At 59.1% G+C, this 26,281-nt stretch carries 24 protein-coding genes and 1 pseudogene; 20 read left to right on the forward strand and 5 right to left on the reverse strand.

Annotated features, from left to right (window positions below; genetic code table 11):
- Positions 1-70: 70 nt before the first annotated feature.
- From AO277_RS23955 to AO277_RS24040, 19 genes and pseudogenes are all read left to right on the forward strand, one after another.
- Positions 71-439, forward strand: coding sequence for a response regulator (locus AO277_RS23955; RefSeq protein ID WP_002553206.1), 369 nt, complete (start codon positions 71-73; stop codon positions 437-439).
- Positions 440-462: 23 nt separating this feature from the next.
- Positions 463-753: an STAS domain-containing protein gene (locus AO277_RS23960; RefSeq protein WP_005732323.1), complete on the forward strand. Its 291-nt coding sequence runs from the start codon at positions 463-465 to the stop codon at positions 751-753.
- Positions 754-799: 46 nt separating this feature from the next.
- Positions 800-2,902, forward strand: a complete 2,103-nt coding sequence (locus tag AO277_RS23965) for a chemotaxis protein CheA (protein ID WP_044318971.1) — start codon at positions 800-802, stop codon at positions 2,900-2,902.
- 30 nt (positions 2,903-2,932) lie between these two features.
- Positions 2,933-4,588, forward strand: coding sequence for a methyl-accepting chemotaxis protein (locus AO277_RS23970; protein ID WP_044318970.1), 1,656 nt, complete (start codon positions 2,933-2,935; stop codon positions 4,586-4,588).
- Between the two features lie 50 nt (positions 4,589-4,638).
- Positions 4,639-5,178, forward strand: a complete 540-nt coding sequence (locus tag AO277_RS23975; RefSeq protein WP_044318969.1) for a chemotaxis protein CheW — start codon at positions 4,639-4,641, stop codon at positions 5,176-5,178.
- A gap of 9 nt (positions 5,179-5,187) precedes the next feature.
- On the forward strand, positions 5,188-5,997 hold the full coding sequence (locus AO277_RS23980; RefSeq protein ID WP_044318968.1) for a CheR family methyltransferase: 810 nt from the start codon (positions 5,188-5,190) through the stop codon (positions 5,995-5,997).
- Positions 5,994-6,527 (forward strand): chemoreceptor glutamine deamidase CheD, encoded by a 534-nt coding sequence (gene cheD / locus AO277_RS23985; RefSeq protein ID WP_003371235.1) that lies wholly within the window; start codon positions 5,994-5,996, stop codon positions 6,525-6,527. Before AO277_RS23980 ends, cheD begins: the two co-directional genes overlap by 4 nt.
- A complete protein-coding gene (locus AO277_RS23990) occupies positions 6,490-7,566 on the forward strand; it encodes a protein-glutamate methylesterase/protein-glutamine glutaminase (protein WP_044318967.1) in 1,077 nt (358 codons plus the stop codon). The genes cheD and AO277_RS23990 overlap by 38 nt, the downstream gene beginning before the upstream one ends.
- Positions 7,567-7,765: 199 nt before the next feature.
- A complete protein-coding gene (locus tag AO277_RS23995) occupies positions 7,766-9,499 on the forward strand; it encodes a DEAD/DEAH box helicase (RefSeq protein WP_044318966.1) in 1,734 nt (577 codons plus the stop codon).
- Positions 9,496-10,524, forward strand: a complete 1,029-nt coding sequence (locus tag AO277_RS29320) for a DEAD/DEAH box helicase family protein (protein WP_236691247.1) — start codon at positions 9,496-9,498, stop codon at positions 10,522-10,524. The genes AO277_RS23995 and AO277_RS29320 overlap by 4 nt, the downstream gene beginning before the upstream one ends.
- A gap of 42 nt (positions 10,525-10,566) precedes the next feature.
- Positions 10,567-11,478: a 3'-5' exonuclease gene (locus AO277_RS29325; RefSeq protein WP_236691246.1), complete on the forward strand. Its 912-nt coding sequence runs from the start codon at positions 10,567-10,569 to the stop codon at positions 11,476-11,478.
- Positions 11,479-11,535: 57 nt separating this feature from the next.
- Positions 11,536-12,549 (forward strand): LacI family DNA-binding transcriptional regulator, encoded by a 1,014-nt coding sequence (locus AO277_RS24005; RefSeq protein ID WP_005732316.1) that lies wholly within the window; start codon positions 11,536-11,538, stop codon positions 12,547-12,549.
- Between the two features lie 258 nt (positions 12,550-12,807).
- Entirely contained in the window at positions 12,808-13,752 is a 945-nt protein-coding gene (locus AO277_RS24010; protein ID WP_044318965.1) for a substrate-binding domain-containing protein, read from the forward strand.
- Positions 13,753-13,763: 11 nt separating this feature from the next.
- Positions 13,764-14,540, forward strand: coding sequence for an ATP-binding cassette domain-containing protein (locus AO277_RS24015; protein WP_044318964.1), 777 nt, complete (start codon positions 13,764-13,766; stop codon positions 14,538-14,540).
- A gap of 14 nt (positions 14,541-14,554) precedes the next feature.
- A complete protein-coding gene (locus AO277_RS24020) occupies positions 14,555-15,574 on the forward strand; it encodes an ABC transporter permease (protein WP_005732313.1) in 1,020 nt (339 codons plus the stop codon).
- Positions 15,571-16,685, forward strand: a pseudogene (locus tag AO277_RS24025) (phosphotriesterase family protein). The gene AO277_RS24020 and the pseudogene AO277_RS24025 overlap by 4 nt, the downstream one beginning before the upstream one ends.
- Positions 16,682-17,437 carry a glutamine amidotransferase gene (locus AO277_RS24030; protein WP_005732309.1) on the forward strand — a complete coding sequence of 252 codons (756 nt, stop codon included), beginning with the start codon at positions 16,682-16,684 and terminating at the stop codon, positions 17,435-17,437. The pseudogene AO277_RS24025 and the gene AO277_RS24030 overlap by 4 nt, the downstream one beginning before the upstream one ends.
- A gap of 12 nt (positions 17,438-17,449) precedes the next feature.
- Positions 17,450-18,613, forward strand: coding sequence for a M20 family metallopeptidase (locus AO277_RS24035; RefSeq protein ID WP_044318963.1), 1,164 nt, complete (start codon positions 17,450-17,452; stop codon positions 18,611-18,613).
- 178 nt (positions 18,614-18,791) lie between these two features.
- Positions 18,792-19,007, forward strand: coding sequence for a hypothetical protein (locus AO277_RS24040; RefSeq protein WP_223282984.1), 216 nt, complete (start codon positions 18,792-18,794; stop codon positions 19,005-19,007).
- 40 nt (positions 19,008-19,047) lie between these two features.
- Here the strand turns inward: AO277_RS24040 and AO277_RS28645 are convergent, their stop codons facing one another.
- Complete coding sequence (locus AO277_RS28645) at positions 19,048-19,281, reverse strand: hypothetical protein (RefSeq protein WP_159420215.1); 234 nt, start codon at positions 19,279-19,281, stop codon at positions 19,048-19,050.
- Between the two features lie 141 nt (positions 19,282-19,422).
- Here AO277_RS28645 and AO277_RS24045 point away from each other — a divergent pair, with 141 nt between their 5' ends.
- Positions 19,423-19,647 (forward strand): hypothetical protein, encoded by a 225-nt coding sequence (locus AO277_RS24045; protein ID WP_002553187.1) that lies wholly within the window; start codon positions 19,423-19,425, stop codon positions 19,645-19,647.
- Positions 19,648-19,681: 34 nt separating this feature from the next.
- On the opposite strand, the gene AO277_RS24050 is transcribed toward AO277_RS24045, so the two are convergent.
- The 4 genes from AO277_RS24050 to AO277_RS24065 all read right to left on the reverse strand — a co-directional run bounded on the left by AO277_RS24050 (position 19,682) and on the right by AO277_RS24065 (position 26,142).
- Positions 19,682-21,298 carry an ATP-binding response regulator gene (locus AO277_RS24050; protein WP_005732305.1) on the reverse strand — a complete coding sequence of 539 codons (1,617 nt, stop codon included), beginning with the start codon at positions 21,296-21,298 and terminating at the stop codon, positions 19,682-19,684.
- Positions 21,299-21,374: 76 nt separating this feature from the next.
- On the reverse strand, positions 21,375-22,739 hold the full coding sequence (locus tag AO277_RS24055; RefSeq protein ID WP_044318961.1) for a TolC family protein: 1,365 nt from the start codon (positions 22,737-22,739) through the stop codon (positions 21,375-21,377).
- An 11-nt stretch (positions 22,740-22,750) separates the two neighbouring features.
- Entirely contained in the window at positions 22,751-24,889 is a 2,139-nt protein-coding gene (locus AO277_RS24060) for a peptidase domain-containing ABC transporter (RefSeq protein WP_044318960.1), read from the reverse strand.
- Positions 24,886-26,142, reverse strand: a complete 1,257-nt coding sequence (locus AO277_RS24065) for an HlyD family secretion protein (RefSeq protein ID WP_044318959.1) — start codon at positions 26,140-26,142, stop codon at positions 24,886-24,888. Before AO277_RS24065 ends, AO277_RS24060 begins: the two co-directional genes overlap by 4 nt.
- Positions 26,143-26,281 lie beyond the last annotated feature (139 nt).

Here is a 26,281-nt window from a genome sequence, read left to right on the forward strand (position 1 = left end):
TTTTGAAAGCGGCTATGGCTCAGCAGTCTAAAAATAGCGGCCTACTTCAGACCATTCCTAGGAGTAGATCATGGCTAAGAGTGTATTGGTGGTCGACGATTCAAGCAGTGTCCGGCAGGTTGTCGGCATCGCGCTGAAAAGTGCCGGATACGACGTTATCGAGGCCTGCGATGGCAAAGATGCACTGGGCAAGCTGACCGGACAGAAAGTGCACCTGATCATCAGCGACGTGAACATGCCGAACATGGATGGCATCACGTTCGTCAAGGAAGTGAAGAAGCTGGCCAGTTACAAGTTCACGCCGATCATCATGCTGACCACCGAGTCCCAGGAATCGAAAAAGGCAGAAGGTCAGGCGGCAGGTGCCAAGGCGTGGGTCGTCAAACCGTTCCAGCCAGCGCAAATGCTCGCAGCGGTTTCCAAGCTGATCCTGCCCTGAGATCAAGGGCCATGGAGGCCAGCATGCCAACCCCAGACGACAATCAGGCTGACGCCACCCGCGTGCAGATCGACGGCGAGCTGACGATCTACACTGTGACCGAACTCGCCGCCCGTTTGCTGCCACAGATCACTGGTGCGGCGCGAGTGGAAGTCGACTTGTCGCAAGTTACCGAGATGGACGGTGCCGGCCTGCAATTGCTGGCAGTCATCCAGCGCGAAGCCGGCAAGACCGGGACCTCGCTGCGCATGACCGGGCAAAGCAAGGCAGTCACCGAAACCTTCGAGTTATGTAATCCCGGTGTCGTGCTGTAGCGCGTCCATTTGCATTATTGCCGAGTGATCGATCAAGGAAGTCATCGTGAGTATTAATCTCGATCAGGCACAGCAGACGTTCATCGTTGAAGCGCGTGAGCTTTTGCAGGCCATGGAGGAATCCCTCCTGCAACTCGAAAGCGAACCGGGCGATCAGGACGCAATTGGCGCAGTGTTCCGCGCAGCGCACACCATCAAGGGTTCTGCCGGGCTATTCGGGCTGACGCCTATCGTCAGCTTTACCCACATCGTTGAAGACGTGCTCGACCGCCTGCGTGAAGGCAGCGTTTCGGTGGACGCCGGGCTGATCGCGGTGCTGCTCAAGTCCGGCGATCACATGCTTGAGTTGATCGACGTAGTGGCCAGTCGTGGCCAGACATTGCAGCCACCAGCACTGGAACGCGAAGCGGCGCTGCGTCAGGCATTACAGGTCTATCAGGCGCCGGGCAATGCCCAGCCTGCTGACGAGGCACAAGCGCCGAGTGTGATCGATGAACAGCCTGCCGAAGTGCTATGGCATATCTCGCTGCGTTTTGGCGTAGATGTGTTTCGCAACGGCATGGACCCGCTGTCGTTCCTGCGTTACCTCAATACGCTGGGGCAAATGGTTCAGGTCACCACCGTCACCGACAGCATCCCGGCGTTGGAAGCCTGGGACCCGGAATCCTGCCACCTGGGCTTCGAGATCGATTTTCGCTCGTCTGCCGGGCATGCCGCGATCAACGAAGTGTTCGACTTCGTGCGGGAAGACTGCGCCGTAGAAGTCACCTTGATGAGCGAGATAGCAAACCACGTCGAGCCCCCTGGCACAGACCTGGTCTCGCAGACCGGACAAAGTCCTGCGGTTGCCAGCGGCGAACTGCTGGGTGACCAGCGTGCCGTGCCGCGTGCGCCTGCTGCGGCAACAGCTGTAGAGCGCCCTTCTTCGGCCTGCGAGCAGAAAAACAAGGACGGTCGTTATGTGCGCGTCAATGCCGACAAGCTTGATGAGCTGATCAATCTGGTCGGCGAACTGGTCATCGCTAGCGCCGGGGCCAGCCTGCTGGCCCGTTCGTGCGACAACGACCCGCTTCAGGAAGCCAGCTCGACCGTGTCGGGGCTGGTCGAGCAAATTCTGGATGGCGCGCTGCACCTGCGCATGATCCCCATCGGCGACACCTTCAATCGTTTTCGCCGCGTAGTACGTGATGTCAGTCAGGAACTGGGCAAGGACATCGACCTGATTATCAACGGTGCGGAAACCGAACTGGACAAAACCGTTGTCGAGAAGATCGGCGACCCGCTCATGCACCTGCTGCGCAATTCCATGGACCACGGCATCGAAAGCGCCGAAGCGCGTCGCGCGGCAGGCAAACCGGCAAAAGGTCATTTGAGCCTTAATGCGTACCACGACTCCGGCAGCATCGTCATTGAAATTGCCGACGACGGTGCGGGCCTGAACCGCGAGCGGATCCTCGACAAGGCCCAGCAGCGCGGGCTGGTGGCAGCTGGCGCAAGCCTCACCGATCAGGAGATCTACAACCTGATCTTCGAGCCCGGCTTTTCTACCGCCGAGGCCGTCACCAACCTGTCAGGGCGTGGTGTCGGCATGGATGTGGTGAAACGCAATATCACCTTGCTGCGCGGCACTGTGGACCTGGACAGCCAGCCCGGTCAGGGCACCATCGTGCGTATCCGCCTGCCGCTGACGCTGGCGATCATCAACGGTTTTCTGGTCGGTATCGATCAGTCGACTTACGTCATCCCGCTGGACATGGTTCAGGAATGCATCGAGCTGGACGAACAGAATCGTCACCTGACCCGCGACAGCGGTTACCTCGACCTGCGTGGCGAAGTGTTGCCGCTGGTCTACCTGCGTGATCACTTCAATCATGAAGGCCCGGCTGCACGGCGCCAGAACGTGGTGGTGGTGCGCTACGCCGAACACAAGGCCGGGTTGGTGGTAGATGACCTGCTCGGCGAGTTCCAGACCGTTATCAAACCGCTGGGCAAGCTGTTCGGCGCACTGCGCGGCATCAGCGGCTCGACGATTCTGGGCAGCGGTGCGGTGGCGTTGATTCTCGACATACCGGCCTTGCTCAACCAGATCGTCCAAATGGAAGCCCGCTCGACCCAAGCACCTCAAGCCCTATTGCCCACCTCTCGCTGACGGATTCGCAATTCCCAAGGAGTTACTTCAATGAAATGGTTTTACGATCTGAAGATTTCCACCAAGCTGATTACCTCGTTCCTGGTGGTTCTGGCGTTGACCGCGGCCATGGGAGTCTTTGCCATTATCCAGCTGGGCCAGGTCAACCAGGCCGCCCAGGACATCAAGCAAAACTGGATGCCGTCCATTCGCGCGGCGTCGGGCATGCGCTTTTACGCAGCCAACTTCCGGCTGAAGGAAAACCGCCACATTGCCGCCGACTCTGCCCAGGAAAAGGCGCAGATGGAGCTTGAAGCAGCAGAAGCGCGCAAACAGTTTGAAACGCGGCTGGCCACTTACGACAAGCTGATCGTCAGCGATCAGGACCGGCAGATGTTCAGTGCCGTGAGTACCTCTTGGTCCGCCTATCTGAAAGTCAGCGACAATCTGTTCGCTCTCTCCCGGCAGGGCCAGGAGGCCGAAGCGCGTGCCTTGCTGCGCGGCGAGTCCAAACTGCACTTCGACGAAGTCACCAACCAGTTGCAAAAGATGGTCGAGCTCAATGACGCCGGGGCGACTGCCGCTGGCGACAAAGGCACGAGCCTGTACGAAAGCGCGCGTATCTCGATCATTGCCGTGCTGGTTGCAGCCTTGCTGGTCGGCCTGGGTCTGGCGCTGTTCATTGCACGGATCATTTCCCGCCCACTGAAAGAGGCAGCGACTGCCGCCGAGCAACTGGCCGAGGGCAACCTGAACGCCCACATCGGGCACGGTTCCAAGGACGAAACCGGTATGGTGCTGAACGCCATGCGCAACATGGTCGGCAAGCTGTCACACATTATCGGCGAAGTGCGTAACGCCGCCGACAACCTGGCCAGCGCTTCGGAAGAAGTCAGCGCCACTGCGCAATCAATGAGCCAGGCCACCAGCGAACAGGCGGCCAGCGTCGAAGAGACCAGCGCGTCGGTCGAGCAGATGAGCGCCAGCATCAACCAGAACACCGAGAACGCCAAAGTCACCGATGGCATGGCCAGCAAGGCTGCCAAGGAAGCGACTGACGGCGGCGAATCGGTGCAGCAGACCGTCGTGGCGATGAAGAAAATCGCCCAACGCATCAGCATCATCGACGACATCGCTTACCAGACCAATCTGCTTGCCCTCAACGCGGCCATCGAAGCAGCCCGTGCGGGCGAACATGGCAAGGGCTTCGCGGTAGTGGCCGCCGAGGTGCGCAAGCTGGCTGAACGTAGCCAGGTCGCGGCTCAGGAGATTGGCGAGCTGTCGTCAAGCAGTGTGGAAATGGCCGAGAAGGCTGGCAAGCTGCTGGACGAAATGGTGCCGTCGATCAACAAGACGTCGGACCTTGTGCAGGAAATCAGCGCGGCTTCAGAGGAGCAGGCTGCCGGAGTGGCGCAAATCAACACCGCCATGACCCAGCTCAATCAGGTCACTCAGCAAAACGCATCAAGCAGCGAAGAACTGGCCGCCACCGCTGAAGAGATGAGCAGTCAGGCCGAACAACTGCAACAGGCCATGAGCTTCTTCACCCTCGACGCATCGCCAAGGGCAGTCGCACAAGGCAGCCCTGTCGACACCCGCAGCAGCCCGAACCGCCAGCCTCCGCGCCCACCGCAACAGGCTCCGCGCAAGGCGTTTGCGCAAAGCATGGCGGGCGCCCCGGACGAATCGGAATTCACTCGTTTCTGATGACTGGCTGCTGATTGCCGGCCTCGATAGCGATTTACAGGGAGAACGACATGGGCTCATTGGTCACGACTCGACAGACCGCCACGGCGGTCGAGGAAGAGGCGCAGTACCTGACATTCATGCTCGGTGGCGAGATGTTCGCCATCGGCATTCTGGGCATCAAGGAAATCATCGAATACGGCAGCCTGACGGTGGTGCCGATGATGCCCGCCTTCGTGCGCGGGGTGATCAACCTACGCGGTGCAGTAGTGCCCGTGGTTGATCTGTCGGCGCGCTTCGGGCGACAGAACTCGGACATCACCCGGCGCTCGTGCGTCATCATCATCGAGGCCAGCAGCGAGGACGGCCAGCCGCAGGACATCGGCCTGCTGGTCGATAACGTCTCGGCGGTGCTGGAAATACCGGCCTCGCAGATCGAACCGCCACCGAACTTCGGTGCGCGCATTCGTGCCGACTTCATCAGCGGCATGGCCAAGGTCGACGGCAAGTTCGTCATTGTCCTTGAGGTCGATCGCGTGTTGTCTATCGATGAGATGTCCAGCCTCGCCGAGGCAAGCCAGTCGCTGCCTTCCGACACCGACGCGACGTGAGGCCTGCACATGCCTGACACAGCGTCGCTCACTGATCGCGAATTCGGCCAGTTCCAGGCCTGGCTGTATAGCGCGGCGGGCATCAAACTGACGCTGGCCAAGAAAGCGCTGGTCGCTGGCCGCCTGTTCAAACGGCTCAAGCATTATCAGCTGGACAACTACAGAGAGTATTTCAAGCTGATCATGAACGATCAGCGCAACGGCGAGCTACAAGTGGCGCTGGACCTGCTGACCACCAACGAAACGTATTTCTTTCGCGAACCCAAGCACTTCGATTTTCTGCGTCAGCAGGTGCTGCCCAAGGTCACGCACGGCAAAATGTTCCGCATCTGGAGCGCTGCCAGTTCGTCTGGCGAAGAGCCCTACAGCCTGGCCATGACCCTGGCCGAACAACTGGGCACCACGCCCTGGGAAGTGATCGGCTCGGACATCAGCACCCGCGTGCTGAGCAAGGCGCGCAGTGGGCATTACCCCATGGAACGCACCGAGACGTTACCGCAACCTTTGCTGTTCAAATACTGTCTGAAAGGCATAGGTCGCCAGGAAGGGACCTTCCTGATCGACAAGTCGTTGCGCAGCCGGGTCAGTTTCGTGCAGGTCAATCTCAATGACACCCTGCCGGATCTGGGCGAGTTCGACGTAATCTTCCTGCGCAACGTGATGATTTATTTCGATCAGGAAACCAAAAGCAAAGTGGTGGCGCGGTTGATCCCGCGTCTCAAGCCAGGAGGCTATTTCATCATCAGCCACTCAGAAAGCCTGAACGGTGTAAATGACATGTTGAAAATGGTCTCCCCTTCGATTTACCGCAAACCATGAACACGCCTGTCGGTGTAGCCGAGATAGTGCTGGGGCCTGGCGAAGTGGTCTTTCAGACCCGGCCGACTCGCCTGCGCACGTTGCTGGGTTCATGCGTGGCGATTACCTTCTGGCACCCGTGGCGGCGTATTGGCGGCATGTGCCACTTCATGTTGCCCGGGCGCATACGCAGGCATCAGCCACTGGACGGCAGGTACGCTGACGAAGCGATGGAAATACTCATTCGCCATGCGCTGGCCAATGGCACCCTGCCGGAGGAATATCAGGTCAAACTGTTTGGCGGCGGCGAAATGTTTCCAGCTCATCGCCATGACCCGCACATGCAGAACGTCGCTGACAGCAACGTTCATGCGGCGCTTGCGCTGGCCGAACAGCACCGCTTGAAGCTGATGGCTCAGGATCTGGGCAGCACCGGCCATCGCAGCATCATCTTCGACCTGTGGGACGGAAACGTATGGGTCAGGCACCAACCAATGGAAGCAATGGAAAAAGATGCCAAACAAAAAAATCAGCGTACTGCTGGTCGATGATTCGGCCGTCGTTCGCCAGGTACTCGTGGCCATTCTCAACGACACCCCCGATATCCATGTCATGGCCGCGGCGTCGGACCCGATCTTCGCCATGGCCAAGCTGGCTCAGGAATGGCCGGACGTCATCGTGCTGGACGTGGAAATGCCCAGCATGGACGGCATCACCTTTCTCAAGAAGATCATGAGCGAGCGGCCGACGCCAGTGGTGATCTGCTCGTCGCTGACACAGAAAGGCGCAGAAACTTCGTTGCAGGCGCTGTCTGCCGGGGCGGTGGAAATCATCACCAAACCTACCACCGGCCTGAAGAACTTCCTCATTGATTCAGCCGCCGAGCTGGTCGCGGCAGTCCGCGCAGCGGCGAACTCCAACGTCAAAAACCTTGGCAAGCGCACGGCTCCGCCCGTTCTGGCCCCGGCAAGCAAACTCACCGCAGACGCCATTTTGCCTGCTGCCAACGGCCATGCCATGGCGCATACCACTGAACGCATTGTGGCCATCGGCACCTCGACCGGTGGCACCCAGGCACTGGAAGCGGTGCTGACGGCCCTGCCCCGCGTCTGTCCCGGCATGGTCATCGTCCAGCACATGCCGGAAAAATTCACCGCATCGTTCGCCGAACGCCTGAACAGCCTGAGTCAGATCGAGGTGCGCGAGGCCAGAAACAACGACCGCATCCTGCCCGGCCTCGCGTTGATCGCCCCCGGCGGCAAACACATGATGGTCACGCGCAGCGGCGCCTACTACCACGTCCAGGTCATCGACGGCCCGCTGGTCAACCGCCATCGTCCTTCGGTGGACGTGCTGTTTCGTTCGGTGGCCAAATTCGCCGGCAAGAATGCTACGGGCATCATCATGACCGGCATGGGCGACGACGGCGCACGCGGTTTAAAGGAGATGCTTGATGCCGGAAGCTCGACAGTGGCTCAGGATGAAGCCAGTTGCGTCGTATTCGGCATGCCCAAGGAAGCCATCAAACTGAATGCTGCGCAGAGGATCATGCCGCTGCAGGAAATTCATCAGGCGATATTGCACCGATGAGATTGGAGGAGCGCCCTGGCTTGGGAACATATCAAGGTCAGGTTCGCCCGCATCATCGTGAAGACAGGCCGCGCTTCGCCGGCGCCTCTGCCAGGCGGTTCGATACCGGCAAGGGATGTGCAGCGCCTGACTCCCATCCGCCACACATATTATGTAACACTGCCTGCCCACGCCCCGGTCGATAAGGATTTTCACCGCCATGCCTGGACAGCATCCGCTGATTCAAAAACTGTATGAGTTCGTTTATGCAGAGCAGGCTGCCAACCTGCAGAAACTGAACGAGGTATGGGAGCGCCCGCTGCCAGAGAAACTGCTGCAAGGCTGGACACAGGGCTTCGCCCGGCTGGAGCGCAGCGAAAAACCCGGGCAAATATGGGCCTACCTGGGCGAAAACGAGTCACGCTTTCGTGCTGGGGACTTGCTGCGCGTGCATCTGGGTAATGCTCAGGGTCCGCTGTTGTGTCAGGGCATGAAGTTTGAGAAGGAAGAGGACGACCGCTGGCTGCTCAGCTCGGACAGGGCGATGCTCATCTGGGAGAGCTATCAGGAAGGTGTCTGTTACGCAGACCCTGATGGTATGGACCTGACTCCGAAATACATTCAGACCTTGCAAGACATCGAGATCGACGCACAGGGACACAATACAATATTGCCTTTGCTCGGCGATGCGCCCGATATCGGTTTCAACGACCCGGACGTCGAGTACGGCGAACAGATCGCACGCCAGGAAGGCTGCAACGATAAACAGGCTGAAGCCGTTGGCCTTGCCTTGGGCGCGGAGCAGATTGCCTGTATTCAAGGGCCACCGGGTACCGGCAAGACCCGAGCGCTGGCATTGATCGCTCAGTTGCTGGTTGCCAGGGGCGAACGGGTGTTCGTCACTTCGCATACTCATATGGCGATCAACAATGCCTTGAGCAAGATAGCTGCGCGCAATGTGCCGACGCTCAAGGTGGGCGGCCGTCGCGAAGACCTCGACGAGCATGTAGACCTGAAAACCGACCCCGCCAACTGGGAGGGCTTTCCTGAATCGGGTCAGGGTTATGTGATAGGTGCCACGCCTTTCGCCACATGCAGCTCGTTGTCCAGGTACAGTTTCGATACGGTCATCTTCGATGAGGCCAGTCAGATCACCGTGCCTCTCGCCCTGATGGCAATGCGCAAGGGCAAACGATTCATTTTTATCGGCGACCAGAAACAGCTGCCTCCTGTACTGCTTTCACGCTCGATTCTGTCCAAGGAATCCATGTCGGTGTTCGCACGTCTGACAGCTCAAGACACTGATCATACGGTGATGCTGGAAGAAACTTACCGGATGAATCGCTGGCTGACCGAATGGCCCAGCCAGATGTACTACGACGGGCAATTACGGGCCGCAGGTCGAAATACAGACCGTCGATTGCGGGCCAGTCCTGATGGGGCGGTCAGCGAAGCGCTTGATCCGCAAGCCTGCGCTGTTTTTATCGCAACGCAGGACTCAAAGGCTCGAAACCGCAACCCGGCAGACGCACAGTGCGTCGTTCAACTGTGCATTGAAGCGCACAGGCTGGGTCTGCCGCTGCACGAAATCGGCATCGTGACGCCTTACCGCGCTCAGGGGCGGACGATTCGCCAGGCGCTCGCAAAGCAGTTCGGTCGTCCAGCCGCGGACACAATAGTTGCTGACACCGTCGAGCGCATGCAGGGCCAGGAGCGCGAGCTGGTCATCCTGTCCCTGGCCAGCGGCGACGAGACATTTATCAGTGCCATTGGAGAGTTCTTTTTCCAGCCCGAGCGGCTGAACGTTTCTATTACTCGCGCCATGACCAAGCTGATCATTATCGGCCCGCAGCTGAAGCACGGAATTGTCTGCGCAAGCGAAGCAGCGCAGGTGTGGGCCGAACAATACCGACAGCTGATCAGCCAATGCCACAAGGTCGAGTTTGCGCAATGACCCTGTTCATACCTGAATGGCAACGCAGCAGCGGCTCGCAGCTTCAGTGCAAACGGGTGCTCAAGAAACTCGACGGTGATTACGTCGTTCGCAAATGTATCGCACAAGACACTTGGTCCCCGGACTTCTTCCTGCAACGCGGCGAGCTGGAATGGCTGGCATTGATGATCTGCGAGCTCCCGTTCGACACACTGGATCCAGGCCAGCTATTTGTGACTGCAGAGCAGACAGTTTTCAGTCAGATGCTGGAAAAACTGTCAGCGTTTGAGGCTCGGGCGAATATCCCTGCCCTCCGTAAGCTGGTCGTAATGTGGGGGTGCGATTCGGATCAGAGCAAAGCCTTGTGGACACGGCATTGCGAAGGCCGTGGCATATGGCTGATGTCGAAGAAGACCTTCATCGAGTCCGGTGCAGAGCAGTTGCCGAAGCTGCTCAAAGCCCTTTCCCAGAACGACAGACAAGCCATTATGGGCTATTACTTTCCCGAGGCCGAAGTAGCCGGGATCCGCACCACGCGCCGGCAGTTCGTCCGCGACAATAGCGCCCGGACCTCACGCTATTTTCTGGACACTCAGCAGGAATGGGCGAGCAAGCTTGATCTGGAGCTTCCTGACGAGCAGACAGAACTGGCAGGTGATTTTTCTGTGCGGCTGATAAATGGCGTAGCGGGCAGTGGCAAAACACTTATCGCTGCAAACCGAGCTTTTATCCTCGCAAGAAAATACCCCGATCAACACGTGCTCATGCTTATTCATAACGTGCCCGTGGTCAAAGATCTCAAGCATCGCCTGCAACGCGTACATGGTGAGATCCCGGCGAATCTCACCATCATCACCGCACTGGGCTGGATCTCAAAGCAGTGGCGCACACTGTTCAAAACGAACCCGAAAATGCCTGATTACAACAAGGAAGTCACAGGCCTCATCCAGTATTTTAGAGCCCTTGAACACCCCGACCTGAAGCCGGATAACGCGTTATTGCTCGATGAGTTCAACTTCATCAATGACACTGTGGTAGCCGATTAGGCTGATTACCTGAAGGTCGAACGCGCAGGTCAGGGCTTTGCGTTGCGCAAAGAGGAACGGCAACAGGTCTGGGCGCTGTACGAGCGTGTAACCGCTGCGTTGCTGAAACAGTCAGGCCTGCGGTTATGGAGCGCTCTGCCCCGTGATTTGTGCCTGGCCAATCGTCCAGACAAGCTCGCCCCTTATCAGCACATTCTGGTGGACGAGGCTCAGTTCTTCGCGCCGTCGTGGTTTCAGTTGATCAAACTCACACTGGAAAAAACCGAGGGCACACTGTTTCTGTGTGCCGACCCTAATCAGGGTTTTCTGAAGAGTCGTCTTAGCTGGAAACGGGTCGGTCTTGATGTGGCAGGCAAGACCAAAAAGCTGCGCAAGTCCTATCGTACGACTCAGGCCATTCTGAGCGCAGCCAATCAGATGCTGGCTGGCATTACCCAGACCGATCCGGACGATTATCTACAGCCCGATTTCGAAGGCATGGACGCAGGCACACCTCCGCTTTTTGTCTTGTCACCTTCATCCCAGGATGCGGTTGCACAGGCCAGCAATGAGATTGCGGATCATCAGCAACGCTTCGAATTGGCGCTGTCGGGAATGTTGCTCTTGTACGGCAAGGGAGCTGACAAAACATTATTGATAAAAACGCTGAAGGCGCGTTTTGGCACAGACCGGATCTGGGACATGAACGACAAGAACTCAATGCCCACCCATGATGAAAGCCTGCGCATTGCCACTGTGGAGAGTGCTACCGGGCTTGAAGCCAACGTCGTGTTTCTGGTCGGTCTGGAAAAGCTGCTGGGGCGTACCGTTCAAAGCGGCAGCATCACCGAAGACGAGATTGAGCAGAATGCGCGAAAGCTCTACATGGCCATGACCCGCGCAGGTCAGCTCCTGGTCTTGATTTCGTCGACCCCCCTACCGGAAAAAATCGCCGGGCTGTTCAAGCACGCGTGAGAAGATACCTGCCTGCCCATTCACTACTTCGTTTTTCAGCCAACAAATCCGATCGCCATGACCAGACCCGTAACACTTCAGGATGTCGCCAACCATGCCGGCCTTTCCAAGGCTGCGGTGTCGCGCTACCTGAATCGAAGTATCAGCCTGCCGCCGGAAACCGCGAAACGTATCGACACGGCGATCAAGGCGCTGGACTACCGGGGCAACAGTCTGGCCCGACGCCTGAGCAAAGGCGGCAGTGAAACCATCGGTCTGGTGCTGCCGGACATTGCCAACCCGTTTTTTGCCGAGCTGGCAGACGCGGCCGAGGAAGAGGCGTCCGCCAACGGGTATAACCTGGTGCTGTGTGTCACCCGCAACCTGCTTGAACGTGAAAGCACCTTTGTGCGCTGGCTGGATTCACGTAACGTCGATGGCTTGCTACTGGTCAGCAACCGTCCGGACGACGGCACGCTGGCCAGTCAGTTGGCGAGCTACCGCAATATCATTCTGCTCGACGAAGACGTTCCCGGCACGTCGCAGCCCAAAGTGTTCGCCGACAACCATCAGGGTGGTCGCCTGGCGACTGAGTATCTGATCCGCCATGGCCATCGACGCATCGCTCATGTGTCCGGGCCGTCGGCCTTGATGAGTGCCCGCGAGCGCTATGCCGGCTACCGGGAAGCGCTGACGCTGGCGGGCATCGCAGAGGTGCCGGAATGCCTGTGCTTTGGAGATTATAGCCGTGAGTTCGGGCGTATCGCAACCGCTCAGTTGCTCACCCTGCCCCACCCTCCGGAGGCGATTTTCGCCGCCAGTGACTTCATCGCTCTGGGCGTGCTCGATGTCCTGCGTGAGCGCAATATCAGCGTGCCCGGCGCCATGTCGCTGGTGGGGTTCGACGACGCCGTGTATGCCAGTCTGCTGACCCCACCGCTGTGTACCATCCGCCAGTCCTCCAGGGAGCTTGGCCGTCTCGGCGTAGCGCAATTGCTGCAGCGCATGGCGGGCGGCGACTGTACACAGGACGTCGTGCGCGTACCCGTAGAGTTGGTCTGCCGGGGCACGGTAGCAACTCGCAGTGACTGATTGCGGGGCAACCAGTAACACCCGGCCTTAAATCGGTGCACTGCCATCGGCATCCTGAAAAGCCGATGATTGCGGAAAACTTTGGCGCATCAAGGACGTACGGTGACTGGCCGACATCGTGAAAAAAATGGCACACAATCTGCTTTCTCCAGTTCTCAAACCTGAAGACAAAGCTCATTTGTCTTTTTTTTGAAACGGTTGGTAAACCGGTTTACCGATCTGATTTGCCGCACCGGCAAACAGACTAGGAGGATGGCAATGCTGCGTTTTAGCAAGCGTTTCACCCTGACCCTCGGCGCTGTTCTGGCCTTGGCGTTGTCACCCATCATTCAGGCCCAGACCGGCAAACGTCTGGCTCTGGTACAGGTCAACCAGCAGGCGCTGTATTTCACCCAGATTACCCAGGGCGCACAGGCTGCGGCGAAAGCTGCCGGAGCAGAGCTGGTGGTGTTCAACGCCAACGACAATCCGTCAGCCCAGAACGACGCCATCGAGGCCTATATTCAGGACAAGGTCGACGCCATTCTGGTCTGCGCCATCGACGTCAACGGTATCAAACCTGCGGTCACCGCAGCTGCGCAGGCGGGAATCCCGGTGGTGGCAATCGACGCTGTGATTAATGGCGACAATGCCGTACAGGTCGGCGTGGATAACCGCGAGGCAGCCCGACAGATCGGCCAGTACACCGGCGAATACATCAACCGCGAACTGGCGGGCAAGGCCAGTATCGGCGTGGTCGGAGCCCTCGGCTCTTATGTACAGAATCTGCGTCTGGACGGTTTCCGCGAAGGCCTGGCAAAGACCGCCAGCCAGGCGAAGATCGTCAACACCGTAGACGGCAACAACGTACAGGACACCGCCCAGGCTGCCGCGGAGAACCTGCTGACCGCCAACCCTGAATTACAGATCATTTATGCCACTGGCGAACCCGCCTTGATTGGCTCGGTAGCAGCCAGCATGTCGCAGGATGCGGGCGAACGGGTGAAGATTTTCGGTTGGGACCTGTCGTCTCAAGCGGTGCAAGGGCTCGATGACGGCTCGGTTGCCGTGGTGGTGCAACAGAACACTCAAGCCATGGGCAAGACGGCAGTTGAGTCGGCTCTGGCGCTGCTGTCCGGAAAGTCGGTGACGCGCGAACAGAGTATTCCCGTCACGCTGGTGACCAAAGCCAACCTGGCCGCTTATCGCGCCGAGTTCAAATAAGAGGGCTCAGTATGCAAACGCCTGGCGAAGTGCCTCGGGTACAGATGAGCGCGATCACCAAACACTATGGCTCGATAGCGTCGTTGCGCGGTGTGGACCTGCTGCTGCAGCCCGGTGAAGTGCTGGGGCTGGTGGGCGACAACGGCGCAGGCAAATCCACCCTGACCAAGATTCTGTCAGGTGCGGAGTTACCCACCAGCGGACGAATCGCCATCGATGGCGAGGAAGTCAGTTTCAGCGGTCCGGCAGATGCACAGCGCTGCCATATCCAGATGGTGTATCAGGACCTGTCGCTGTGTGACACCGTCGATGTGGCCGGAAACCTCTTCATGGGCCGCGAACCGATGCGCCGCGTGCTCGGCGTGCCGTTGCTCGATGAGACGCGCATGCACCGCGAAGCACGGCAGATTCTTGAAGCATTGGGCATCACCATTCCGGATACCCGCGCGCAGGTACGACACCTTTCCGGTGGCCAGCGCCAGGCCGTTGCGATTGCCCGCGCGCCTGCCTTCGGCCCCAAGGTTCTGATCATGGACGAACCCACCGCAGCGCTTGCGGTAGCCGAAGTCGAGGCGGTGCTGGAGCTGATTCGCACCATCAGCCGCAAAGGCGTCAGCGTGATTCTGATCACCCACAGGTTGCAGGACCTGTTTCTGGTCTGTGACCGCCTCATGGTGATGTATGACGGCGCCAATCTGGCCGAGCGAAGGATCGCCGACACCGACCTCAACGAGGTCGTCGAACTTATCGTCGGGCACAAATTCACTGCCCGCTCCGCTTGTGCCTGAGAGGACACGACTTCATGAACACTCTCGACCTGACACGCCAACGTATCCTGCCTCAGTCCCGGCTCAAGCGCGTGCTGCACGATTTCCCCGGCGTGGTCAGCATCGGCCTGTTTTTCGCCCTGTGCCTGGTGCTGTTCACACTGGTGACCGACAACTTCCTGAGCAGTGCAAACCTGCTTAATGTCATTCGCCAGAACGCCCCGTTACTGATCGTCGCCGTGGCAATGACGCTTGTAGTCACCACCGGCGGCATTGACCTGTCCGTGGGCTCGACGCTGGCCCTGGTTGGGGCGCTGGCCGCCATGGCGCTCAATGCCTGGCACCTGCCATGGCCGCTGGTACTTGTCGGCGGGCTTGGTGTGGGGGCTATGATCGGCGCGTTGAACGGCTATTTCATTGCCTATGCGGGCATCCCGGCGTTTATCGTCACCCTCGCTACCCTGACCATCATTCGCGGCCTGGCAATGTTGCTGACACAAGGCTACTCAATTCCCGTACCACGCGAAGAGACCGTGTTTCTGGGCCTCGGGCGCGGATGGTTTCTAGGTGTGCCGCTGGCCGCCTGGCTGGCCCTCCTGACGGCGCTCGGCGGGGCGTTGATGCTCGGCAAAATGCGTTTCGGACGCTACCTCACCGGCATTGGTGCCAACGCCGAAAGTGTACGCCGGGCGGGGGTAAACCACAGGGGCGTACTGCTACGGGTGTACATGCTCAGCGGCATGGCAGCGGCGCTGGCGGGCATGATTGTCACGGCGCGTTTAGGCAGCGGCTCCTCGAATCAGGGCGAAGGTTTCGAACTGGAAGTGATTGCCGCCGTGGTCCTCGGCAGCACCAGCCTGTTCGGTGGCTTCGGCACGATCGTCGGCACGCTGCTGGGAGTCCTGACCATGGCCGCGATCAAGAACGGGCTGATTCTGGCCCACGTCTCACCGTTCTACACGCAAATCGCCACGGGCCTGATCGTACTGCTGGCGATCTGGCTGAACACACGCATTCTACGTACCGGCCGCCCACTCGGGAGTGCTGGAGCATGAGCCTGTTTCGTCATCCTTCCCCCCTTCCAGTCGGCGTCGACAGCGGCCATGCCATGACGGTGCTGGGGCCAATGCCGGTCGAGCGCCTTGGCGTCACTTTGATGCACGAACACATTCTGCTCGACGCATCGGGCAAATGGGTCGCACCCAGCTGCTGCGGCGAACGCCATCTGGCCGAGCGTCCGGTCAGCATGGAACTGCTGGGCGAGCTGTACATGAACCCATTGGTCAGCCGTGACAACTGCCAATTGTTCGATGTCGACCTCGCGTGCGAAGAACTGCTGAAGTACCGGGCGCTGGGCGGGGAAACGGTGGTCGATCCGACCAACCTGGGCATCGGCCGCGACCCGCAGGCCTTGCAGCGGATTTCCCGTCTGACCGGCCTGAATATCATCATGGGTGCCGGTTTCTATCTGGAACCCTCGCACCCGCATTACGTGCACGAACGCTCGGTTGAACAACTGGCGGAGCAGATCATTCATGACGTGGGCGGCGGTGAAGAGAAGCCCGAGGTGATTGCCGGCCTGATCGGCGAGATTGGTGTTTCTGCCGCATTTACGGCTGACGAAGAGAAATCATTGCGTGCCGCAGCCCGTGCAAGTGCCGCGACCGGCGTACCGCTCTCGGTGCATCTGCCGGGCTGGGAGCGCCTCGGCCACCGGGTACTGGACATCGTTGAGGTGAAGGCGCCGACCTGCGCCATACGGTGCTGTGCCACATGAACCCCAGCCACAGCGACCCTGCGTATCAGCATGCGCTGGCGGCACGCGGCGCCTTTCTGGAATACGACATGATCGGCATGGGTTACTACTTCGCCGACGAGCACGCACAGTCGCCCAGCGATGAAGAAAACGCGCGGGCCATCGTCGCCCTGATCGAGCACGGTTTCGGCTCGCAAGTGCTGTTGTCTCAGGACGTCTTTCTGAAAACCATGCTGACTCGCTATGGCGGCCATGGTTATGGCTACCTGCTGAAACACTTTGTCCCGCGCCTGCGCCGTCATGGCGTTACCGGTGAACAACTCGAAAACCTTTTGATCGACAACCCGCGCCGGGTCTTCCAGCGCGGCTTCCAGGCTCCTTTTTCATCGCAGAGGAATGCAACGTCATGAAACAGTCCGTATTGCTGGCTGGCGAATCATGGGTCAGCACGTCAACCCACATCAAGGGCTTCGATCAGTTCGACAGCGTCACCGCGCACAATGGCGCACGGCGTTTGCTTGCGGCGATGGCAGACAGCGACTATCAGATCACGCAGATGTGCGCCGATCAGGCACAGATCGACTTTCCGGCCACGGTTGAAGCACTCAGTCAGTATCAGGCGGTGATCCTCTCCGACATCGGAGCCAATACCCTGCTGCTGCACCCGGACACCTGGCTGCGTGGCAAGCGTACGCCCAACCGCCTCAAAGCCCTTCGCGAATACGTCTTGCAGGGCGGTGCATTGATGATGGTCGGCGGCTACTTCAGCTTTCAAGGCATCAATGGCGGCGCGCGCTACCGCGGAACGCCTGTCGAGGAAGTCTTGCCTGTGCGCTGCCTGCCTTACGACGATCGTGTCGAAGTGCCGGAAGGCTTTCTGCCGCAGATCAACAGCGATCACCCGATACTGCAAGGCCTGGGCGGCGAATGGCCGTACCTGCTTGGCTACAACGAAGTTGAGTTGCATCCCGAAGCTCAATTGCTGGCCACCGTCGAAGGCTCTCGGCACCCGCTGCTTGCCGCGCGTGAAGTCGGTGCAGGTCGCACGCTGGCCTGGACCAGCGACCTTTCCGAACACTGGCTGCCGGAAGCTTTTCTCGACTGGGAAGGCTATCGCCGCTTCTGGATCAACAGCCTCGACTGGCTGACCCGCCGTACCTGACCGGAGGCTCCGATGCTCGATGACCCGATAGCCCTGACCCGCGCCCTGCTGGCGTTCCAGCCCCTCAACCCACCGGGCGATGAAGAGGCCTGTGCTGCCTTTCTCGCTGAACAGCTGATCCGCCACGGATATCGCTGCGAGTTGCAGCGCTTCGGTGAGCGCCGTTTCAATCTGGTGGCCTGGCTTGACGGTGAAGGCCCTGGCAAACCCCTGGGGTTCACTGGCCACCTGGATACCGTACCGTTGGGCAATGCCACCTGGAACCACTCACCGTTTGCCGGCGAGATTGTCGATGGTCTGCTGTACGGGCGCGGAGCCAGCGACATGAAGGCAGGCATTGCTGCCTTCATCGTGGCCTGCCAGCGCAGCCGTGCCGCCATTCAGCGCGGCCCGGGCGTTCGCTTGTTGCTCACCGGCGGAGAAGAAACCGGCTGTGATGGCGCCCGCGCACTGTGCACGGACGCTCCCCATTTGCTTGGCGAACTCGGCGCACTGCTGGTCGGCGAACCGACTGCCAACTATCCGATACTCGGGCACAAGGGCGCATTGTGGCTACGCTGCGCCAGCCACGGTCTTACGGCGCATGGAGCAATGCCGGAAGAAGGCGTGAATGCCATCTATCTGGCCGCCCGACATATCGACCGCGCACAGACCTTTGAGGTGGGCCCGGCCCATCACCTTATGCGCAAGCCCACACTGAACGTCGGCACCATCAGTGGAGGCCTGAACATCAACTCGGTCCCGGACTACGCAGAGTTCACCCTCGACCTGCGTACAGCGCCGAATCTGGACCATGATGAGATCCGCACGCGATTAGCGGCGCATCTGGGCAACGGTGCAGAGTTGAGTACCCTGATTGATTTGCCTGGTGTTTGCGCCGATCCCGACGAGCCTTGGGTCCGACAGGTTTTTGCCCGCTGCCAGGCTTTGCATGACGCCCCTTTGCAGGCACAGACCGTGCCCTACTTTACCGATGCCGCTGTGCTGCTACCCGCCGTCGGTCACCCGCCCACTCTTATTCTCGGCCCGGGAGAGCCGAGCATGGCCCACAAGGTGGATGAGTATTGTGAGGTCAGCAAACTTCAACAGTGCGTCGAGCTGTATGCCGGTTTGATCGAAGACTGGGCAAACATTCAATCCACTGCAGCAGCGCAACACACTACCCCCTCACAATAATAGCCTTTTAATATTAAGCCACTGTCTTAGCACACCTGTACTATTTCTTTAGCCTGCGCACTGGTTAAGTATTGTAACGGCCACTAACACTTATCAGGCAATGACTGAAATGCCTGTAATGCGCTAATGGCTTACTGACCAGAAACTTTGAAATAACACGACAAACAGGTGATTTCAAATGAATAAGGAATTAATGATGCGCGAACTCGACAATGAAGAACTGGCACAGATCGGTGGCGGTATGACAGTAGGAGAAGGCGTGGCAGCCATCGGCGTAGTGGCCGCTGCAACGGCGCTGGCTCCGGTGACTGCGGTCGGTGCGGGTGTCATATTGGCCGGCGTGGCAGGTGCCAGCGCGATTGACGCCTTTCAGACCTACCAGATGGCGCAGTAACACGCCTTGCCATTTCGGGTGGGCAGCGCAGTGCAGGCACCTACCGGGAAAACAGGAGAACATTATGATGCCCGATCGTCATAAGCTCTTTGGGAAAACCGTCAATTCGTCGAGACTGTTCTGGCTGGCAGCGCTCGCGTTTCTTATTGCCGCCAGTCTTGATTTTCAATGGCATTACATTGGCCTTGCCGGCATGTTTACAGCGCTGGCCGCCACCGCTCGGCGTCGGCAGGAAACCTGACCAGCCCAGACTCATGATGAATGACTTGATCATTTAACCTCTTGCAACGGTTGATCCGGCTGCAAAACTCACAGACCGCCAGCGCCTGGATACAACCGATTGCACAAGAGGATCAAGCCGCCCGACCGCCCACTTGGTTTATAGTATTTTTCAATAACGACCACGAGGTTTGACATGATTATCCGCAATCAGAAAACCACTGGAACCACCGTCGACAATTATTCGGTTCATGCTCATGTACTGACCGACGCCGAGATGTACAGCGTCTCCGGTGGTGCCGATTTCACCATCATGCCGGTGCCTGGCATTGGTGTGATCAAACCGGACCCGATCTGCGTGTATCCATTCCCTGACGTGCCCCCGCCGTCGGATATTCGCGGGCCATTCATTACTGCCTGATGCCCCGTTATTCCCTGGCCCGTGTGCACGCAGGTCAGGGAGTACTCATCCGCCGCTCGCGAATCGAGAGCAGGTTCAGACGCAGTTCCGAAGGCCGCAACGGCTTGGACAACACTGACACTTCCGCGCCCTGCATTGACTCAAGCACGACTTCCACTTCCCTCCCGGTAACAATCAGCGCAGGCACATCCCAGCCACGGGCAGCTCGTATACTCTCGATGCAGTCCAGACCATTGGCCACTGTGCCCAGATCGTAATCAGCGACGATAATGTCGCAATGAGTGGTGAGCCCCTCCGCCGATCGGGCGGTCTGCACTTCGCATCCCCACCTTTCAAGCAGCGCTGCGGTGGCCATCAGAACGTTCTGGTCGTCCTCCACCAGACACACCCTGACCCCTTTGAGCAGGCTCTCGCCCAATGCCTTCTTGGGTACCACCCGAACAGGCGCGCTCACCTCTTCAAGCCCATGAATGGTGACCGTAGTCCCGCGGTCTATTCGCGAGGCAATCGCGATTTGCACATTGAGAATCTGGCTGAGCCTTTTGACGATTGACAACCCCAACCCGACGCCTTCCACGTCTTTGTCGCGCACATGGCGGATGCGGTAGAACTCGTCACAGACCCTGGGCAGATGTTCGGCAGCAATACCCCGGCCCCGGTCATACACACTGATCGACAGACGCCCCGCATGGCTGCGCACACCGATCAGCACCGGGTGATCAGGGGCATATTTGAGCGCATTGGAAATGATGTTCTGCACCATCGTGGCGAGCAACGTGGCATCGACCCTGACCCAGCGTCGACAAGGTCGCACCCGAAGCTCTACACCGGCCCAGCGAGCAGCGGCAGTGTTCTGATGAGCGACTTCATTGAGCATGTCACCCAGATTGACCACATCCGACTTGGCTGAAACCTTGCCGCTGTCCAGCGTGTAAATATCCAGAATCGAGCGAAACAGCTGCGACACGTTGTGCAGGGAGCGATCGATATTATCGACCAGTTGACGCTCATAATCGCCCAGCGGGCTGGACCGCAGGCAAGCGGTAAACATGCCGATGGAGTGGATGGGCTGGCGCAGGTCATGGCTGGCCTGAGCCAGAAACCGCTCTTTCTCGCGATTGGCCACGGTCGCCTGCTCTGACGCCTCGCGAGCCCTCACCAACAGAATGTGCGCATAGCCAGGCACCAGAATAGTGACGGCGACGAGCATCAGGACCATAAATGGCTGCGCCTGCCAGTACGGCGTCAATTGATAGATGACCAGTATCGCCAACAAGGCCAGGGATGCCGCAATTGCAAGATATCGCGAACCAAAGCGCATGCCGTTGCCTAGAGTGACCCAGACCATCACGCTGAAAACCGGCAGTGTTGCCTCCCCGCCAACGATCAGTCCGACGGAAATGGCAGTGTAGTCATGCACCATCCCGAATACACGGCGCAACGCAAATACACCTGGATAGCTGATGATGTGCTGGCGCAAGACCAGAGAAACCACCAGAAAGCCCGCATAATAGAAAATGATGGGCTGATAGGTGGCAACCTTGAGCCCCGGCAGAAGGCCAATCAACGATACATAGCTGATGGCGAACGTCGCCACGATCAACCGCAAGGTAGCCTGATCCAGTTCAGCGTTTTTCTTTCGGTCTTTCATGGACGCACCTCGTTGTGCAGCGAGCGCAGTACATTCTTGTGTCCATGCAGTCGATCACCCGGGGCCTGTGACGGCATCAGTCGCCGATGTTCAGGCTGCCAAGGTCAGATGCCAATTGCAGCTTGGCGTTATGCCAGTTGACCAGAGACTCCACGCGTTTCTGGGTCGCCGCGCTCAGATCATTTTGCGAGCGCAGAAGCTCAAGAATACTGCCAACGCCTGCTTTGTAACGACCCTGGGCAATTTCGTAAGACTTGCTGGCACTCTCGACAAAAAGACGACTGATTGCCAGCGCCCTTGTTCTGGACTCCAGGGTCTGTCGACTCTTCCAGACACTGAGCGCAATAATGTTTTCAACCTCGTGCAGGGCCTGTTCGCGGGCGGCGCTTTCGTAACGGGCGGCCCGCGCTCTGCGCCGATTGAGAAAGCCATCGAAAATCGGCACGGTGATTTGCACACCGATAGTCCAGGTGTTCACCTCCTGACGGGTTGAAACCTGCTCGATAGGCGTGTCCTGACGGCTGTAATTGCTGAACAGCGACACCGTCGGCAGCCCCTGGGATTTTGCCGCATCGGCCTTGGCCTGGCTTGCCGCCCAGTCGGCGCGGGCCTTTTCGATAGCCGGATGGGACGCTCTGGCCTGCTCCATCAAACTATTGACGTTGCCCAGAAACACCCCTTCATCAACCCCGGGTTCATCCAGTTCAACCAGCTTGAGCGGTGCTGATGGCGACAGCCCCAGTTGGCTGGCCAACTCGCCTTGTACCGCCGCCAGATCGCCCTCCGCCATGACCCTGTTCAATTGTGCTTCGGCATAACTGGATTGAGCCTGGAGACGATCCGTCTGCTCGCCGGCACCCTCGCGATACTTTGCGTCAGCGGCTTTCAGACTGTTGGCCGCCAGACGCTCGGCGCTGATTCTGGCGTGTAACAACGCCATGTTCGCCTGTACTTGATAGAACACCCGGGCGGTGGCAAGCATCGACTTCTGCACCTCTTCGATCCGGCTGCTACTGGCGACATTCAATAACTGCCGGGCGCTTTCTACTTTGGCGGCGCGCAGGCCAAAGTCGAACAATACCCAGCTCAGGTTGAGGCCGTAGACGCTGGTGTTGGAGTTCAACCTGGAGTCGGCTTCGGGAAAACCCGGGTAGCGCGTGGTCTTGCCAGCCCGCCCCTTTTGAAACTGCCCCTGCACGGTCGGATAGTAAGCCGAATGCTCGGCATCCAGGTCAGCCTGCCGTGCCAGCTCGGTCAGCCAAACCTCACGCAATTTCGGGTCGGCACACAGCGCAACAGACACGGCCGTTGCCAGACTCAATGCGTCTGGCAGACGACTGGAGCCGGGGCATGCGTCCACACGGGCATCGGCCAGACACAACGACGCCATTAACAGGCCGAACGCGCTCAACAGGCACCGCCAGCCAGCGCAACGAATCATGCCCCGCCGCCTCACGCTGAAGGAGCCTCATTGAGCACCGGGCCATCGTAGGCAACCCGGCCTTGCGCAAGTGCCACGACCCGATCCGCCGTGCGGATGGTTTCCGGGCGGTGGGCAACGATGATGCGGGTGATGTTCAACGTTTGCAGCGCCTGATTGACTGCGGCTTCCCTGTTGATGTCCAGGTGGCTGGTCGCTTCATCGAGAAACAGGAGTTGCGGGCGCTTGTAGAGGGCGCGGGCCAGTAGCACCCTTTGCTTCTGCCCACCGGACAGTACCGTGCCCATGTCGCCCACCAGCGTGTTATAGCCCATCGGCATCTGCGCTATATCATCGTGGACTGCAGCGAGATGCGCGCATTGCTCGATCCATTTCTGATCGGCACCGGTCTCGAAAAAACTGATGTTGTCGCCGATGGAACCGGCGAACAGCACATCGTCCTGAAGCACCGTACCGGTGATACGGCGCAGCCTGCCGATGTTTTCCGGCCCGACCGGCAAGCCATCCAGCATGACACTGCCTGCGCAGGGCGCCAGAATGCCCAGCATGACATTGAGCAAGGTACTTTTACCGCCACCCGAGGGACCGACGATGGCTACCGATTCGCCTGCGCGGATATGAATCGACACGTCGTCCAGCACATACGGTTCATGCTCGGAATAGCGAAAGCGCAATTGCCGTACTTCAAGGCTGGGCACCCTGTCGTTGCACGCGTCATCGAACGTATCCGGACCGGCAATCGGCTCGGCATCGTGCAGCACGATGTCGGCGAGCCGCTCACCGTGCAGGCGCAACATGATCACGTCGACAATCTTGTCGATCAGACCAGCCACCCGACCGTTGAACTGCTCCTTGTACGCGTTGAACGCAATCAGCATACCGGCGCTGAATTGCCCTTCCAGAACCAGTCTGGCACCCATCCAGATAACAATGATCGTGACCAGCCCGAACAGCACGCCGTTGAAGGCCCGATAGGCCAGTTGCAGTTTTTGCGGGTGCAGACCGGCATTGATTTCCTCGACCAGTAAAGCGCTCCAGGCACTGCAACGCTGCTCATGCCGATTGAACAGCTTGATGGTGCGCACGCCGCGCGCGCTTTCCAGAAAGTGCGACTGCTGACGAGCAGCATGGACCAGCTGGTTTTCGCTGGCACGCCGCAACGGCCCGAACCAGATCCAGCGCGCCAGGCCGTAGATAATCATCGCCACCACTGCAACAAGCGCCAGCTTCGGGCTATAGGCAATCATCAGCCCCAGCGTGACGACCGTCATCAGCCCATCCAGCAGGGCCTCAATGAACGATGTGGTAACGGTCTGCTGGATGGCCTTCAGAGAACCGAAGCGCGAGACGATATCGCCCAGATGACGACGCTCGAAAAATGCCACCGGCAGGCGCAGCAGATGGGTAAATACATTGATCTGCCACTGTGACCCGAGCATCGTACCCAGGTACATCAGCGCCCACGCACGGGCCAGCGCAACGGTGTGCTGAATGATCAGCAATAGGCCAAAGCCGATCGCCAGCACCGTCAGCAGGTCCAGGTCTGCGCTGACCAGCACCTTGTCGATAACGGTCTGCATGAAAAACGGACTGAGGATGGTACACAGCTCCAGCGCCAGGGCCAGAAGCAGCACCTGCGTCAGCACCCGGCCAAAGCCCTGTACTCGCCCCAGCAGTTTGCGCAGCGGGATCGGCGGCTGTGCAGCGGCGGGCTGAAAATCACTTTCCGGCCACAACTCCAGTGCCACGCCGGTAAATGCTGCCGACACCTCGTCAAGCGTCAGCTTGCACACGCCACGCCCCGGATCATGCACCACCACACCGCGTGCGTTGACCTCCTTGAGCACTACGAAATGGTTGAAGTTCCAGTGCAGCACGCAGGGCAACTGCAACTGACCGAGCGCATTCAGCTCGACCCGCAACGCACGGCTGCCCAACCCGAGCCGCGCAGCCATGTGGGTCAGTTGCTTGAGGTTGACCCCTTTCATTGAGGGCGAGAGACGTTGCCGCAACGACAAGAGGTCACTGTGCTGGCCGTGATAACTGGTGATCATGGCCATGCACGCCAGGCCACATTCAGTGGCTTCGGCCTGGAGCACAACCGGCAGCTTTCTCCCCACACCAAAAGCGAAGGTATTTCTCAGGTTCAAAGCCGCTTTCCTATTCCGCGCAAAGGCTCCAGCATCCATTCATGGAGCGGCAGCCTTTCCTGCATGATGTCGGCGTCCAGTTGCATGCCGGAACGCAAGCGCTCGTGCATGCCCTGGCCATCGATGGTTTGAGACGCCAGGGCAACCGTGACCCGGTAGAAAGGTCCCTGCTCACGCATCGGCTCAGAGACGTTGCCCAGGGTCATGACTTCATCGGCCGGCAACGCGGTACGCGAGATCGATGACACGGTGCCCGGCTGCAATCCGAAGCGTTGATAGGGATAGGCCTGGTAACGCAACATCACCGTGTCACCAGTGCGCACGAACCCCACGGAGCGGCTGGGCAGATACAGTTCGGCGTGCAGTTTTGCGTCGGCAGGCACAATGCTCAGTAACGGTCGCGTACTGTCGACTCGTGATCCATTGGAGACCGCGATCGCCGTGGCCTCACCCAGCGTCGGTGCGGTGATGAAAATCTCTCGTTTGGTTTCACTTTCGATCAAGCGGTCCTGATTCTCGGCCAGCCTGCGTCGCAGATCGGCAAGCTGCTTGCTCTGGTTGAACGGCAGCTCGACCAGTTCCGCCCGCAGCCTGGCGCTTTCGGCACGCACCGTGAGCAGCGAGCGATTCAGCTCTTCGCCCCGCAGGCGCATGTCCAGAACTGCATCCTGCTTTTCCTGAAGCTGGTCACGGGACACGTAGTCCTGACGTTGCAGGTTGGCGTAGCGCTCGGCAAGGCCCTTGGTCAAAGCCAGCCGCTGACGCGTCAGGTCGATTTGCGCGAGTATTTTCTGCTGCTCGGTTTCAAGCGCCGCGACCTGACGTTTCTTGCCCTCCAGCTCCTGAAGATGCAGAGCGAGCGTCTCGTCGATTTCCTGAGAGAGGCTTTCCTGACGACGTTTGATCGACAGGCTGATCGCCCGTTGCGCGCCACCCGCCTCACCGCTTTGTGTGTCGCTGGACAAGGCCATCAGCACGGCGCCGTCTGTAACGTGTTGCCCCTCGACGATGTCGAGCCGGGTGATCACGCCAGCTTGTGGTGAGTAGATCCTGATCAGGCCGGTTTCAGGCAGCAGTACGCCGCTTGCGGCTGTACGTTTGGTGTAGGTGGCGAAGGTCAGGAACAGGCCCATGCTGATGCAAAACAGCAACGCCATCGCAGCGGCCAGCCTCATCGACAATGGACTGACCAGCAAAACCGTCCCCAACGTACTGCGCTTTTGCGCATCAAGCGCTTCAGGTCGAAAGAGCATGAATGACCATCGCTTCAATCATCAGGAATGTTCCATAAAACAGGCACCGCAAACGGACCACGCATTACAGTCTGAACCGCCCCGGGTTTCTCGGAGACTCCAACCTTTGAGAGGATGGAGCGATGAAAAAACTACCGAA

Source organism: Pseudomonas amygdali, from assembly GCF_002699855.1.
In the GTDB taxonomy this organism is placed as follows: Bacteria; Pseudomonadota; Gammaproteobacteria; order Pseudomonadales; family Pseudomonadaceae; genus Aquipseudomonas; species Aquipseudomonas amygdali.